Origin of the sequence: uncultured Aquincola sp., from assembly GCF_964001545.1 — a bacterium.
Lineage (GTDB): Bacteria > Pseudomonadota > Gammaproteobacteria > Burkholderiales > Burkholderiaceae_C > Aquincola.
This window is the reverse complement of sequence record NZ_CAXFDV010000561.1, coordinates 1-13,258: the sequence shown is the minus strand read 5'-3', so window position 1 is coordinate 13,258 and position 13,258 is coordinate 1. Positions and strand designations below refer to the sequence as shown.

Here is a 13,258-nt window from a genome sequence, read left to right as displayed (position 1 = left end):
GTCGCCGATGTAGTAGATGTTTTCGGCCTTCAGGCAGTTGGCCGAACGCACCGTCAGCTCGAGCTCGTCCACGGGGCGCAGCAGGATCGGGTCGAAGTTGCCGCCGGCGCGCGGCGCGGTCGGCGCCTGGAAGATCTCGCCGTCTTCGTGCGGCAGCTGTGCGAAGACCACCAGCTGCTCGACCAGGATCTTGGCCGACGCGCGGATCGCTTCCTCGGGGCTGATCGCACCGTTGGTCTCGATCTCCATCACCAGCTTGTCCAGGTCGGTGCGCTGCTCGACGCGGGCGTTCTCCACGGCGTAGCTCACGCGGCGCACGGGCGAGAAGGAAGCGTCCAGCACGATGCGGCCGATGGCCTTGGTGGGCTCGTCGCCGAAGCGGCGGAGGTTGCCCGGCACATAGCCGCGGCCCTTCTCCACCTTGATCTGCATGTCGAGCTTGCCGCCCTTGGCCAGGTGGGCGATCACGTGGTCGGGGTTGATCACCTCGACGTCATGCGGCGTCTGGATGTCGCCGGCCGTGACCGGGCCCTCGCCTTCCTTGCGCAGCACCAGCGTCACTTCGTCGCGGTTGTGCAACTTGAAGGTCACGCCCTTCAGGTTCAGCATGATGTGCACCACATCTTCCTGAACGCCGTCGACAGTGGAGTACTCGTGCAGCACGCCGGCGATGGTGACTTCCGTCGGCGCATAACCCACCATCGAGGACAGCAGCACACGACGCAGGGCGTTGCCCAGCGTGTGCCCATAGCCCCGCTCGAACGGCTCGAGCGTCACCTTGGCACGGCGATCGCCCAACGGCTCGACTTGGATGGCTTTGGGTTTCAGCAGATTGGTTTGCATTGAGTGGTGTTCCTGTCAATACCCTCGGCTCGTTACACCGATAAGGCTGATGGACATGTCGGGCCTTGCAAGACCGCTGCGTGCCCGGCAAACACAGCGGCCGAAAACAAAACGCGCGCGAGCGGCCCGCAGGCCGCACGCGCGTCAGGCGCAGTGATCAGCGCGAATACAGTTCCACGATCAGCGCTTCCTTGATCTCGGCGCCGAATTCGTCGCGGTCCGGGGTCTTCTTGAAGACGCCTTCCAGCTTGGATGCATTCACTTCGACCCAGGCCGGCATGCCGATCGACTCGGCCAGCTTCAGCGCTTCGGTCACGCGCAGCTGCTTCTTGGCCTTTTCGCGCACGGCGACCACGTCACCGGCCTTGACCATGTACGAAGCGATGTTCACCACCTGGCCGTTGACGGTGATCGACTTGTGCGACACCAGCTGGCGGGCTTCCGCGCGGGTCGAGCCGAAGCCCATGCGGTACACCACGTTGTCCAGGCGCGATTCCAGCAGCGTCAGCAGGTTGGTACCGGTGTTGCCACGGCGGCGCTCGGCTTCCTCGAAGTAGCGGCGGAACTGGCGCTCCAGCACGCCATACATGCGCTTGACCTTCTGCTTTTCACGCAGCTGCAGGCCGAAGTCGCTGGTACGCGAACCGCTGGTGCGGCCGTGCTGGCCCGGCTTGCTGTCGAACTTGGCCTTGTCGCCGATGGGGCGACGGGCGCTCTTCAGGTAGAGGTCGGTGCCTTCACGGCGGGACAGTTTGGCCTTGGGGCCGAGGTAACGTGCCACTTGGTTTTCCTTGTTTATCTGACGCGGCCAGCGGTGCCGCGCGAGTCCGGGCCGACGTCACGGCGCGAACGGTGGGCTGAAGGACAAACGTCGGCAGCGCCCGGGGACGCTACCGACGCGGGGGTGCGTCGCTTAGATGCGGCGACGCTTTTGCGGACGGCAGCCGTTGTGCGGCACGGGCGTCACGTCGGAGATCGACGTGATGCGGATGCCCAGCGAGGCCAGCGCGCGCACCGACGACTCACGGCCGGGGCCCGGGCCCTTGATCCGCACGTCGAGGTTCTTGATGCCTTGTTCCTGCGCAGCACGACCGGCCGTCTCCGCCGCCACCTGGGCCGCGAACGGGGTGCTCTTGCGCGAACCCTTGAAGCCCTGGCCGCCGCTCGAGGCCCACGACAGCGCGCCGCCTTGACGGTCCGTGATCGTGATGATGGTGTTGTTGAACGACGCGTGCACGTGGGCGATGCCGTCCGCAATGTTCTTGCGGACCTTCTTGCTCACACGACGCGCTGCGCTGTTGTTGGGTGCCTTGGCCATGTCTTAATCCTTGAATCCGTTGCCGACCGCGTCGATCACTTCTTGACCAGCGCGCCGGACTTGCGCGGACCCTTGCGGGTGCGGGCGTTGGTCTTGGTGCGCTGACCACGCAGCGGCAGACCACGGCGATGACGCATGCCGCGGTAGCAGCCCAGGTCCATCAGACGCTTGATGTTGATCGACTGTTCGCGACGCAGGTCGCCTTCGATCGTCATGCGGCCGATTTCGTCCCGGATCTTTTCCAGGTCGGCGTCGGTCAGGTCCTTGACCTTCTTGTTGAACTCGATGCCAGCCGCCACACAGATCTTCTGCGCGGTCGTGCGACCGATGCCGTAGATCGACGTCAGGCCGATCTCGGTGTGCTTGTGCGGCGGAATATTGATACCAGCAATGCGTGCCATGGTGTCCTCTTAATCTGGTTCGGCGCTGATCAACCCTGGCGCTGCTTGTGGCGCGGGTCGGTACAGATCACACGCACCACGCCCTTGCGGCGGATGATCTTGCAATTGCGACACATCTTCTTGACCGATGCTGCAACTTTCATGGTCTTCTCCTTATTTCGCGCGGAACACAATGCGTGCCCGGCTCAAGTCGTACGGGGTGAGCTCCACGGTGACCTTGTCGCCGGGAAGAATGCGGATGTAATGCATGCGCATCTTTCCGGAGATATGTCCGAGAACCACGTGGCCGTTCTCGAGCTTCACACGGAAGGTTGCGTTGGGGAGGTTTTCAAGGATCTCCCCCTGCATCTGGATGACATCGTCTTTTGCCATACGGTCTCGCGCTTCAGCTTGCCTTGAAGTTGGCCTTCTTCAGCAACGACTCATACTGCTGACTCATCACATAGCTCTGGACCTGGGCCCAGAAATCCATGGTCACCACAACGATGATCAGCAACGACGTTCCACCGAAGTAGAACGGCACGTTGTACTTCAGCACCAGGAACTCGGGCAGCAGGCAGACCGCCGTGATGTACACGGCGCCGGCCAGCGTCAGGCGCGACAAGATCCGATCGATGTACCGGGCGGTCTGGTCACCCGGGCGAATGCCAGGGATGAACGCGCCGCTCTTCTTCAGGTTGTCTGCGGTCTCACGGCTGTTGAACACCAGCGCCGTGTAGAAGAAGCAGAAGAACACGATCATCGCGGCATACAGCATCACGTAGATCGGCTGTCCCGGCGACAGCGCCGACGAGATGTCCTTCAGCCACTGCAGACCATGACCGGTGGCGAACCAGCCCACCACCGTCGCCGGCAGCAGGATGATCGACGACGCGAAGATCGGCGGGATCACGCCCGACATGTTCAGCTTCAGCGGCAGGTGCGAAGACTGGCCACCGTACACCTTGTTGCCGACCTGGCGCTTGGCATAGTTGACCAGGATCTTGCGCTGACCCCGCTCGACGAACACCACGGCAAAGGTCACCAGCACGATGATCGCGATGATGAACAGCGACGCGATGATGCTCATCGCCCCGGTGCGCACCAGCTCGAACAGGCCGCCCACCGCACTCGGCAGACCCGCGGCGATACCCCCGAAGATCAGGATCGAGATGCCGTTGCCCAGACCGCGCTCGGTGATCTGCTCACCCAGCCACATCAGGAACATGGTGCCGGCCACCAGGCTCACCACCGTCGTCAGGCGGAAACCGAAACCCGGTGCGAGCACCAGACCCGGCGAGCCTTCCAACGCCAACGCGATACCCAGCGACTGGAAGATCGCCAGACCCAACGTGCCGTAGCGCGTGTACTGCGTGATCTTCCGGCGGCCGGACTCGCCTTCCTTCTTGAGGGCTTCGAGCGTGGGCACGACGTAGGTCATCAACTGCATGATGATCGACGCCGAGATGTACGGCATGATGCCCAACGCGAACACGGTGAAGCGCGACAGCGCCCCGCCCGAGAACATGTTGAACAGGTTCAGGATGCCGCCGCTCTGGCTCTTGAACAGCTGCTGCAGTTGCACCGGGTCGATACCGGGCACCGGCACGTGAGCGCCGATGCGGTAGACGACCAGGGCCAGCAGCAGGAACACGAGCCGGCGACGCAGGTCACCGAACTTGCCGCTCTTGGCCAGCTGATTGGCGTTGGTTGCCACTCGGACTTGTCCTTGCTGCTTGGCCTATCAGGCCAGCGAGCCGCCCGCGGCTTCGATCGCAGCCTTGGCGCCAGCGGTGGCGCCAATGCCGTGCAGCGAAACCTTCTTGGTCAGCTCACCCGACTTGATCACCTTGACGACCTTGGCCAGCTCGCCCACCAGGCCAGCTTGCTTCAGGCCCACCAGCGTGACCTCGTCGGCGCCCAGCGCTTCCAGGTCGGCCAGCGTGATCTCGGCGTTGTACTTCAGCGAGTGCGACTTGAAGCCGCGCTTGGGCAGGCGACGCTGCAGCGGCATCTGGCCGCCTTCGAAGCCGACCTTGTGGTAGCCGCCCGCACGGGACTTCTGACCCTTGTGGCCGCGACCCGCGGTCTTGCCCAGGCCCGAGCCGATGCCGCGGCCGACACGGCGCTTGGCATGCTTGGAGCCGTTACCCGGCTTGATCGTGTTGAGTTGCATCACAGCACCTTCACGAGGTAGGAGACCTTGTTGATCATGCCGCGCACGGCAGGCGTGTCTTCCAGCTGGCGCTCGCTGTTGAGCTTGCGCAGGCCCAGGCCACGCACCGTGTCACGGTGCGACTGGCGGGTACCGGCGATGCTCTTGACCAACTTGACGGTCAGGGTTTTCTTGTCGGACATGAAAGTTCTCCGGTCCGCGGGCTCAGTTGAAGATCTCTTCGACCGTCTTGCCGCGCTTCGCAGCGACCGAGGCAGGCGTCGTCGAGTTCTTCAGCGCGTCGAGCGTGGCGCGAACCATGTTGTAGGGGTTGGTGGAACCGAAGCTCTTGGCCACGATGTCCGTCACACCCATCACTTCGAACACGGCGCGCATCGGGCCGCCGGCGATGATGCCGTCACCAGGCTTGGCCGGGCCCATCATGACCTTGGCAGCGCCGTGAACGCCACGCACCGTGTGGTGGATGGTGCCGTTCTTCAGCGAGACCTTGACCATGTTGCGGCGGGCCGAGTCCATGGCCTTCTGCACCGCGACCGGCACTTCCTTGGCCTTGCCCTTGCCCATGCCGATGCGGCCATCGCCGTCACCGACCACGGTCAGCGCAGCGAAACTCAGCGTGCGGCCGCCCTTGACCACCTTGGTGACGCGGTTCACCGCGATCATCTTTTCCTTCAGACCGTCGTCATTGCCTTCGGTCTGGGCGCGAGGTTGAAACTTCGCCATGTTTAGTTCCTCAATCCAATCAGAACTGCAGGCCGGCTTCGCGCGCCGCGTCTGCCAGAGCCTTCACGCGGCCGTGGTACGCAAAACCAGCGCGGTCGAAAGCCACCTTCTCGATGCCGGCGGCCTTCGCCTTCTCGGCGATGCGCTTGCCCACGAGCGTGGCAGCTGCAGCGTTGCCACCCTTGCCGGCGCCACCCAGCTGCTCGCGGACTTCCTTCTCGGCAGTCGAAGCGCTGGCCAGCACCTTGGTGCCGTCGTCGGACAGCAGGTTGGCGTAGATGTGCAGGTTGGAGCGGAACACCGTCAGGCGGGCAACGCGTTGAATCGCGATGCGCACACGCGTTTGCCGCGAGCGGCGCAGGCGTTGTTCCTTCTTGGTCGTCGTTGTCATGATCTGGCCGCTCCTTACTTCTTCTTGGTCTCTTTGAGGACCACGCGCTCATCGGCGTAGCGGATCCCCTTGCCCTTGTAAGGCTCGGGCGGACGGAAGGCGCGCACTTCGGCGGCGACCTGGCCGACCACCTGGCGGTCTGCACCCTTGATCAGGATTTCGGTCTGCGTCGGGGTGGTCACGGTGATGCCGGCAGGCATGTCCTTGACCACGGGATGCGAGAAACCGATCTGCAGGTTCAGCTTCTGGCCGGCGGCCTGGGCACGGAAGCCCACGCCCACCAGGGTCAGCTTGCGCTCGAAGCCCTTGCTCACGCCGTTGACCATGTTGGCCAGCAGTGCGCGCACGGTGCCGCTCATCGCATTGGCAGCGGCCGATTCATCGGCCGGCGCGACCAGCAGCGAGCCGCCTTCGCTCTTGACGGTGACCAGGTTGTGCACCGGGCGGCTCAGCGAACCCAGCGCGCCCTTCACGACGATCTGGTCGTCCTTGATGGCCACGTCCACGCCTTGCGGGACGACGACCGGCATTTTTCCTACGCGGGACATTTCAGACTCCCCTTACGCGACGTAGCAGAGCACTTCGCCGCCGATACCGGCTTGACGTGCCTTGCGGTCGGTCATCACGCCACGCGGCGTGGTCACGATGGCGACACCCAGGCCGTTCATCACCTGGGGGATGTCGTGGCGGCCGCGGTACACCCGCAGGCCAGGACGGCTGACACGCTCGATGCGCTCGATCACCGGACGGCCGGCGTAGTACTTCAGCGCGACTTCGAGTTCGGCCTTGCCGTCGCCCTTGACGGCGAAATTCTCGATGTAGCCCTCGTCCTTCAGGACTTGGGCAATGGCCACCTTCAGCTTCGAAGAAGGCATCGTCACCGTGGCTTTCTCGACCATCTGCGCGTTGCGGATGCGAGTCAGCATGTCGGCGATCGGATCACTCATGCTCATTTCTGGATCTCCTTCGAGTGCCGATTACCAGCTGGCCTTGATGACGCCAGGGATGTCGCCCTTGAACGCCAGGTCACGGATCTTGGAACGAGCCAGCCCGAACTTGCGGAACGTGCCGCGGGGGCGGCCGGTCAGCTCGCAGCGGTTGCGCTGGCGGGTCGGGTAGGCGTTGCGCGGCAGCTGCTGCAGTTGCAGGCGGGCGGCGTAGCGCTCTTCCTCCGAGCGCTTGGCGTCGTTGATGATCGCCTTCAGCTCGTTGTACTTCTTGGAATACTTGGCGGCGAGTTGCTCGCGCTTCAGTTCACGTTGGATCAGGGAAACTTTAGCCACGGGGCACCTCAGTTCTTGAACGGGAAGCGGAAGGCGGTCAACAGGGCCTTGGCTTCGTCGTCGGTCTTGGCGGTGGTCGTGATGCTGATGTTCAGACCGCGCAGCGCATCCACCTTGTCGTAGTCGACTTCCGGGAAGATGATCTGTTCTTTGACGCCGATGTTGTAGTTGCCCCGGCCGTCGAATGCACGACCCGAGATGCCGCGGAAGTCGCGCACGCGGGGCAGGGCCACGGTGACGAAGCGGTCCAGGAATTCGTACATGCGCACGCCACGCAGCGTGACCATGCAGCCGATGGGCACGCCGTCACGGATCTTGAAGCCGGCGATCGCCTTCTTCGACTTGGTGACGACAGGCTTCTGGCCGGCGATCTTGGTCAGGTCGGCCACCGCGTGGTCCATGACCTTCTTGTCCGACACGGCCTCGCTCACGCCCATGTTCAGCGTGATCTTGGTGATGCGCGGCACCTGCATCGGCGACTTGTAGCCGAACTTCTCGATCAGGCTCGGCGCGATGGTGTCGCGGTAGATCGCCTGCAGGCGGGCATTGCTCACCTTCGACGACTCACCCGCGGGCACTGCCACGGACTTCTCGGCCTTGGGGGCCTTGCTCGCCTTTTGGGCTGCTTTATCTTGAGCCATGATGTTTACGCCTTGATCTCTTCGCCGCTGGACTTGAAGACGCGAACCTTCTTGCCGTCTTCCAGCAGCTTGATGCCCACGCGATCCGCCTTGCCCGTGGCCGCGTTGTAGATCGCGACGTTGGACTGGTGGATCGGCATCGTCTTGTCGACCACACCGCCGGTCGTGCCCTTCATCGGGTTCGGCTTGACGTGCTTCTTCACGACGTTGACGCCTTCCACGACGATGTGGTCGGTGTCGACGCGCTGAGCGACGACGCCCCGCTTGCCCTTGTCGCGACCGGTCAGAACAACGACCTGGTCACCTTTGCGAATCTTGTTCATGGCTTGCTTGTCCTTGCTTGCAGGCGTCAGAGCACTTCCGGCGCCAGCGAGACGATCTTCATGAAGCGCTCGGTACGCAGTTCACGCGTCACGGGGCCGAAGATGCGGGTGCCGATGGGCTCCAGCTTGGCGTTCAGCAGCACGGCAGCGTTGCCGTCGAACTTGACCAGCGAGCCGTCCTGGCGGCGAACGCCCTTGGCCGTACGCACGACCACAGCGCTGTAGACCTCGCCCTTCTTGACGCGACCACGCGGTGCAGCTTCCTTGATGCTGACCTTGATCACATCGCCGATGCCGGCGTAGCGACGCTTGGAGCCACCAAGCACCTTGATGCACATGACGGACTTCGCGCCAGTGTTGTCCGCGACGTCAAGCCGCGATTGCATTTGGATCATGTTGTCATCCCAACTTGTCGGGCTGTTGGCGCGCCGAGAACTTCAGCGCTGCCCGCCAGGCAGTCTTGGGCCCGTGGTGTGGGCGGATCCGCTCATCGGCCTGCTCGCTCGACCCCCAGCGCGGTGGGCTGAAGGCTCGAAAACAAACCAGATTTGCGGCGAAGGCGCGATTATCGCGTGAGAAAACGGAGCCTGTCAACAGGCCCCGTGCTAAAACTTTCAGCGGCCGGTCAGCACTTCGTTGGCGCGCTTGAGCATGGTGCCGGCGTCGCTCACCTCGAACTGGCCGGGCGCCTCGATGTCCAGCGACTTGACGACCCCGTCCACCACCAGCATGGCGTAGCGCTGCGAGCGCACGCCCATGCCGCGCGCGGTCAGGTCCAGCGTCAGGCCCACGGCCTTGGTGAACTCGGCGCTGCCGTCACCCAGCATGCGCACCTTGCCAGCGGTACCTTGTTCGCGGCCCCACGCACCCATCACGAAGGCGTCGTTGACCGAGATGCACCAGATCTCGTCGACGCCGGCGCCGCGCAGCGCATCGGCCTGGGCGATGTAGCCCGGCACATGCTTGGCGGAGCAGGTCGGCGTGTAGGCGCCAGGCAGCGCGAAGATGGCGACGGCCTTGCCGGCCAGCGCCTTGTCCAGCACCACGGGGTTGGGGCCCAGGGTGCAGCCCTCGGTTTCCACGTCGATGAACTCTTGCAGCGTGACCGACGGCAGACGGTCTCCGATCTTCAGCATGGCAATGCTCCGCTCAGGGGTTGGAATGGGGACACCATGTAAAACGGCCGGTCGCCATCGAGATAGCGGACCGGCCGTCTTGGAGGCAGCAGCGATTAGACCGCTTCAGCCTTCTTCACCAGGCGCGTGACGCGCCAGGACTTGGTCTTCGAGATCGGACGACCTTCGGTGATCTCGACCACGTCGCCCATCTTGTACTCGCCCGCTTCGTCGTGGGCGTGGTACTTGTTGGAACGGGCCACGATCTTGCCGTACAGCTCGTGCATGTGACGGCGCTCGACCAGCACGGTCACGGTCTTGGCGCGCTTGTCGCTGACCACGGTGCCGACGAAGGAACGGGGCACGCGGTTCGGCGTGACCTTCTCTTGGGCTTGGTCGCTCATTTCGCGGCCTCCTTCTTCTTCTCGTTCAGCACCGTCTTGGCACGTGCGATGTCACGACGGGTCTTGCGGAGAACGGTGTGGTTGCTGAGCTGCTGGGTCGCCTTCTGCATGCGCAGGCCGAAATGGGCCTTCAGCAGGTCGGAGACTTCCTTCTCAAGCGCCGCCACGTCCTTGGTACGCAGTTCGGATGCTTTCATGGTGGTTCCTTCGATCAGGTGCCGACCTGGCGCGCCACGAAGGTGCAGCTCAGGGGCAGCTTGGCCGCAGCAAGCGTGAACGCTTCGCGGGCCAGGGCTTCGGGCACACCATTGATCTCGTACAACACCTTGCCCGGCTGGATCTCGGCGACGTAGTACTCAGGGTTGCCCTTACCGTTGCCCATACGGACTTCGGCAGGCTTTTGGGAGATCGGCTTGTCCGGGAAGATCCGGATGAAGATCCGACCCCCGCGCTTGATGTGACGCGAGATCGCGCGGCGAGCCGCTTCGATCTGGCGCGCCGTCAGGCGGCCGCGCTCGGTGGCCTTCAGGCCGAACTCGCCGAACGACACGGCCGCGCCGCGCGTGGCCACGCCGGTGTTGCGGCCCTTCTGTTCCTTGCGGAACTTACGACGGGAAGGTTGCAGCATCTTTATTCTCCTTTGGCACCGGGCGCGGCAGCAGCCGCGCGCGGCACGCGCTTGGCACCCACCGGGCCACGGGCATCGCCCGACGGGGCAGCGCCGTCACGGCGTTCGCCGGGGCGGCCACGGCCACCCGGGGCGCCACCAGGACGGGGACCGCGACGGGGGCGGCGATCGTCTTCGGGCACGTCCGACTTCAGGGCCGGCACTTCGCCGTTGGCCAGGCGGTCGCCACGGTACACCCACACCTTCACACCGATCACGCCGTAGGTCGTCTTGGCTTCGGAGAAGCCATAGTCGATGTCGGCCTTCAGGGTGTGAAGGGGCACGCGACCTTCGCGGTACCACTCGCAGCGGGCGATTTCGATGCCGTTCAGGCGACCCGACGACATGATCTTGATGCCCTGCGCGCCCAGGCGCATCGCGTTCTGCATCGCGCGCTTCATGGCGCGGCGGAACATGATGCGCTTTTCGAGCTGCTGGGTGATCGAGTCGGCGATCAGCTGGGCATCGACTTCAGGCTTGCGCACTTCCTCGATGTTCACAGCCACCGGCACGCCCAGACGGCGCGTCAGTTCAGCCTTCAGGTTCTCGATGTCCTCGCCCTTCTTGCCGATCACCACGCCCGGACGTGCCGAGAAGATGGTGATGCGGGCGTTCTTGGCGGGGCGCTCGATCAGAACGCGCGACACCGCGGCGTTCTTCAGCTTGGCCTTCAGGTACTCGCGGACATCCAGGTCTTCAGCCAGCATGGTGCTGAAGTTCTTGTTGTTCGCAAACCAGCGCGAAGCCCAGGCACGGGTGACGGGCAGGCGGAAGCCGGTCGGATGGATCTTCTGTCCCATGGTCTTCCTTTAGTTGCCGACGGTCACGTAGATGTGCGCGGTCGGCTTGCTGATGCGGTTGCCGCGGCCCTTGGCCCGGGCGGAGAACCGCTTCAGCGTGGCGCCCTGCTCCACGTAGATCGACTTGACGCGCAGTTCGTCGATGTCGGCACCGTCGTTGTGCTCGGCGTTGGCGATCGCCGACTCCAGAGCCTTCTTGATGATGCCGGCGGCCTTCTTGGGCGTGAACGTCAGGATGTTGAGAGCCTGATCGACCTTCTTGCCGCGGATCAGGTCGGCCACCAGCCGACCCTTGTCGCAGGAAAGGCGCACGCCGCGAACGATTGCTTGAGTTTCCATCGTCGCTGTCCTTTACTTCTTGGCCTTCTTGTCTGCCGGGTGACCCTTGAAGGTCCGCGTCAGCGCGAATTCGCCAAGCTTGTGGCCGACCATCTGGTCGCTCACGTACACCGGCACGTGTTGCTTGCCGTTGTGCACAGCGATCGTCAGACCGATGAACTCGGGGAGGATCGTCGAGCGGCGCGACCAGGTCTTGATCGGCTTCTTGTCCTTGATGGCTACCGCCTTTTCGACCTTGGCCTGCAGGTGCTGGTCGACGAAGGGGCCCTTCTTGAGAGAACGTGTCATGGCTGTCCTCCGCCTGATTACTTCTTGCGACGCGAGACGATGAACGTCTGCGTGCGCTTGTTGCTGCGGGTACGGTAGCCCTTGGTCATCGTGTTCCACGGCGACACAGGCACCTGGCCCTCGCCGGTACGACCTTCACCACCACCGTGCGGGTGATCCACCGGGTTCATCGCCACACCCCGCACGGTCGGGCGGATGCCCTTCCAGCGGATCGCACCGGCCTTGCCGTACTGGCGCAGGCTGTGCTCTTCGTTGCTCACCTCACCGATGGTGGCGCGGCAATCGATGTGGATGCGACGGACTTCACCCGAGCGCAGGCGCAGCTGGGCGTAGGAGCCTTCGCGCGCCATCAGCGTCACCGAGGTACCGGCCGAGCGGGCGATCTGCGCGCCCTTGCCGGGCAGCAGTTCGACGCAGTGGACGATCGAACCCACGGGGATGTTGCGGATGGGCAGCGTGTTGCCGGCCTTGATCGGCGCTTCCGAGCCGCTCAGCAGCGTGGCGCCCACTTCCAGACCGCGCGGGGCGATCACGTAGCGGCGCTCACCGTCGGCGTAGCACACCAGCGCGATGTGGGCGGTACGGTTCGGGTCGTATTCGATACGCTCGACCTTCGCCGGGATGCCGTCCTTGTTGCGACGGAAGTCCACCACGCGGTAGTGATGCTTGTGGCCACCGCCCTTGTGGCGGATGGTGATGTGACCGTTGTTGTTGCGGCCGGCGTTCTGCTTCTGCGGCTCGAGCAGCGATGCTTCCGGCGCACCCTTGTGCAGGTGCTTGTGCACCACCTTCACCACGGCACGACGGCCGGGCGAAGTCGGCTTGACCTTGACGACAGCCATTACGCGCTCTCCCCGGAGAAGTTCAGTTCCTGGCCGTCCTTCAGGCACACATAGGCCTTCTTGACGTGGTCGCGACGGCCGATGGAACGACCGAAACGCTTGACCTTGCCCTTCTGGTTCACGGTCTGGACGGAGTCCACTTCGACCTTGAACATCAGCTCGACGGCAGCCTTGATCTCCGGCTTGGTGGCGTTGCGCAGCACCTTGAACAACACCTGGTTGTTCTTTTCGCCGACGCTGGTGGCCTTTTCCGAGACGATCGGGGCGACCAGCACTTGAGCCAGGCGGCCCTCATCGAATTTTTGCGGAGCGGCGCTCATGCAAACATCTCCTTGAGCTGCTCGATGGCCGCCTTGGTCACCAGCACCTTCTTGTAGAAGACCAGCGACAGCGGATCGGCGTAGCGAGGCTCGACAACCAGCACGTTGGACAGGTTGCGCGAAGCGAGCAGCAGGTTCTCGTCGACGGTGTCGGCGATGACCATGACCGAGTCCAGGCCCATGCCCTTGAACTTCTGGGCGAGCTGCTTGGTCTTCGGCGTGTCGACGGTGAACGAGTCCACCACGGCCAGGCGACCGTCGCGCGCGAGCTGCGACAGGATCGACGCCATGCCGGCGCGGTACATCTTCTTGTTGACCTTCTGAGTGAAGTTCTCGTCGGGGCTGTTCGGGAAGATGCGACCACCCCCGCGCCACAGCGGCGAGGAAGTCATACCGGCGCGAGCG

Annotated in this window: 27 protein-coding genes; all 27 read right to left on the bottom strand. The window is 63.9% G+C overall.

Annotated features, from left to right (window positions below):
- Window positions 1–843 (bottom strand): DNA-directed RNA polymerase subunit alpha (gene rpoA / locus ABNT58_RS19355; RefSeq protein WP_348755057.1); only part of this gene is annotated, 843 nt, incomplete at its 3' end.
- 157 nt (window positions 844–1,000) lie between these two features.
- Window positions 1,001–1,624: a 30S ribosomal protein S4 gene (gene rpsD / locus ABNT58_RS19350; protein WP_348755056.1), complete on the bottom strand. Its 624-nt coding sequence runs from the start codon at window positions 1,622–1,624 to the stop codon at window positions 1,001–1,003.
- 132 nt (window positions 1,625–1,756) lie between these two features.
- Window positions 1,757–2,161, bottom strand: coding sequence for a 30S ribosomal protein S11 (gene rpsK / locus ABNT58_RS19345; RefSeq protein WP_046110776.1), 405 nt, complete (start codon window positions 2,159–2,161; stop codon window positions 1,757–1,759).
- A gap of 35 nt (window positions 2,162–2,196) precedes the next feature.
- Window positions 2,197–2,562, bottom strand: coding sequence for a 30S ribosomal protein S13 (gene rpsM, locus ABNT58_RS19340; RefSeq protein ID WP_348755055.1), 366 nt, complete (start codon window positions 2,560–2,562; stop codon window positions 2,197–2,199).
- A 29-nt stretch (window positions 2,563–2,591) separates the two neighbouring features.
- Window positions 2,592–2,705, bottom strand: coding sequence for a 50S ribosomal protein L36 (rpmJ, locus tag ABNT58_RS19335; protein WP_009548427.1), 114 nt, complete (start codon window positions 2,703–2,705; stop codon window positions 2,592–2,594).
- A 10-nt stretch (window positions 2,706–2,715) separates the two neighbouring features.
- Window positions 2,716–2,934: a translation initiation factor IF-1 gene (gene infA, locus ABNT58_RS19330; protein ID WP_009855680.1), complete on the bottom strand. Its 219-nt coding sequence runs from the start codon at window positions 2,932–2,934 to the stop codon at window positions 2,716–2,718.
- Between the two features lie 13 nt (window positions 2,935–2,947).
- Window positions 2,948–4,258, bottom strand: coding sequence for a preprotein translocase subunit SecY (secY, locus tag ABNT58_RS19325; protein ID WP_348755054.1), 1,311 nt, complete (start codon window positions 4,256–4,258; stop codon window positions 2,948–2,950).
- A 27-nt stretch (window positions 4,259–4,285) separates the two neighbouring features.
- On the bottom strand, window positions 4,286–4,717 hold the full coding sequence (gene rplO / locus ABNT58_RS19320; RefSeq protein WP_348755053.1) for a 50S ribosomal protein L15: 432 nt from the start codon (window positions 4,715–4,717) through the stop codon (window positions 4,286–4,288).
- Entirely contained in the window at window positions 4,717–4,899 is a 183-nt protein-coding gene (gene rpmD / locus ABNT58_RS19315; protein ID WP_250198084.1) for a 50S ribosomal protein L30, read from the bottom strand. The genes rplO and rpmD overlap by 1 nt, the downstream gene beginning before the upstream one ends.
- Window positions 4,900–4,921: 22 nt before the next feature.
- Entirely contained in the window at window positions 4,922–5,440 is a 519-nt protein-coding gene (gene rpsE, locus ABNT58_RS19310; RefSeq protein ID WP_250198085.1) for a 30S ribosomal protein S5, read from the bottom strand.
- Window positions 5,441–5,459: 19 nt separating this feature from the next.
- A complete protein-coding gene (gene rplR / locus ABNT58_RS19305; RefSeq protein WP_348755052.1) occupies window positions 5,460–5,831 on the bottom strand; it encodes a 50S ribosomal protein L18 in 372 nt (123 codons plus the stop codon).
- Between the two features lie 14 nt (window positions 5,832–5,845).
- Window positions 5,846–6,379 (bottom strand): 50S ribosomal protein L6, encoded by a 534-nt coding sequence (gene rplF / locus ABNT58_RS19300; protein WP_348755051.1) that lies wholly within the window; start codon window positions 6,377–6,379, stop codon window positions 5,846–5,848.
- Between the two features lie 12 nt (window positions 6,380–6,391).
- Window positions 6,392–6,784, bottom strand: a complete 393-nt coding sequence (gene rpsH / locus ABNT58_RS19295; RefSeq protein WP_046110768.1) for a 30S ribosomal protein S8 — start codon at window positions 6,782–6,784, stop codon at window positions 6,392–6,394.
- Window positions 6,785–6,808: 24 nt separating this feature from the next.
- Window positions 6,809–7,114 (bottom strand): 30S ribosomal protein S14, encoded by a 306-nt coding sequence (gene rpsN, locus ABNT58_RS19290; protein ID WP_250198088.1) that lies wholly within the window; start codon window positions 7,112–7,114, stop codon window positions 6,809–6,811.
- Between the two features lie 8 nt (window positions 7,115–7,122).
- The gene (gene rplE, locus ABNT58_RS19285) at window positions 7,123–7,668 is read right to left on the bottom strand and encodes a 50S ribosomal protein L5 (protein WP_250200141.1); all 546 of its coding nucleotides are present in this window, start codon (window positions 7,666–7,668) and stop codon (window positions 7,123–7,125) included.
- A 92-nt stretch (window positions 7,669–7,760) separates the two neighbouring features.
- Complete coding sequence (gene rplX, locus ABNT58_RS19280) at window positions 7,761–8,078, bottom strand: 50S ribosomal protein L24 (RefSeq protein ID WP_348755050.1); 318 nt, start codon at window positions 8,076–8,078, stop codon at window positions 7,761–7,763.
- 26 nt (window positions 8,079–8,104) lie between these two features.
- Entirely contained in the window at window positions 8,105–8,473 is a 369-nt protein-coding gene (gene rplN / locus ABNT58_RS19275) for a 50S ribosomal protein L14 (RefSeq protein ID WP_011831006.1), read from the bottom strand.
- Between the two features lie 219 nt (window positions 8,474–8,692).
- Entirely contained in the window at window positions 8,693–9,214 is a 522-nt protein-coding gene (locus ABNT58_RS19270; protein WP_348755049.1) for a peroxiredoxin, read from the bottom strand.
- 95 nt (window positions 9,215–9,309) lie between these two features.
- Complete coding sequence (gene rpsQ / locus ABNT58_RS19265; protein WP_348755048.1) at window positions 9,310–9,597, bottom strand: 30S ribosomal protein S17; 288 nt, start codon at window positions 9,595–9,597, stop codon at window positions 9,310–9,312.
- The gene (gene rpmC / locus ABNT58_RS19260) at window positions 9,594–9,794 is read right to left on the bottom strand and encodes a 50S ribosomal protein L29 (protein ID WP_046110763.1); all 201 of its coding nucleotides are present in this window, start codon (window positions 9,792–9,794) and stop codon (window positions 9,594–9,596) included. The genes rpsQ and rpmC overlap by 4 nt, the downstream gene beginning before the upstream one ends.
- A gap of 14 nt (window positions 9,795–9,808) precedes the next feature.
- Entirely contained in the window at window positions 9,809–10,225 is a 417-nt protein-coding gene (rplP, locus tag ABNT58_RS19255) for a 50S ribosomal protein L16 (protein WP_250198092.1), read from the bottom strand.
- Window positions 10,226–10,227: 2 nt separating this feature from the next.
- Entirely contained in the window at window positions 10,228–11,064 is an 837-nt protein-coding gene (gene rpsC / locus ABNT58_RS19250) for a 30S ribosomal protein S3 (protein ID WP_250198093.1), read from the bottom strand.
- Window positions 11,065–11,073: 9 nt separating this feature from the next.
- Window positions 11,074–11,403: a 50S ribosomal protein L22 gene (gene rplV / locus ABNT58_RS19245; protein ID WP_046110760.1), complete on the bottom strand. Its 330-nt coding sequence runs from the start codon at window positions 11,401–11,403 to the stop codon at window positions 11,074–11,076.
- Between the two features lie 12 nt (window positions 11,404–11,415).
- Window positions 11,416–11,691, bottom strand: a complete 276-nt coding sequence (gene rpsS, locus ABNT58_RS19240) for a 30S ribosomal protein S19 (RefSeq protein WP_046110759.1) — start codon at window positions 11,689–11,691, stop codon at window positions 11,416–11,418.
- A gap of 17 nt (window positions 11,692–11,708) precedes the next feature.
- Window positions 11,709–12,533: a 50S ribosomal protein L2 gene (gene rplB, locus ABNT58_RS19235; protein WP_250198094.1), complete on the bottom strand. Its 825-nt coding sequence runs from the start codon at window positions 12,531–12,533 to the stop codon at window positions 11,709–11,711.
- Window positions 12,533–12,853, bottom strand: a complete 321-nt coding sequence (gene rplW, locus ABNT58_RS19230) for a 50S ribosomal protein L23 (RefSeq protein WP_250198095.1) — start codon at window positions 12,851–12,853, stop codon at window positions 12,533–12,535. The genes rplB and rplW overlap by 1 nt, the downstream gene beginning before the upstream one ends.
- Window positions 12,850–13,258 (bottom strand): 50S ribosomal protein L4 (rplD, locus tag ABNT58_RS19225; RefSeq protein ID WP_348755047.1); only part of this gene is annotated, 409 nt, incomplete at its 5' end. The genes rplD and rplW, both read right to left, overlap by 4 nt.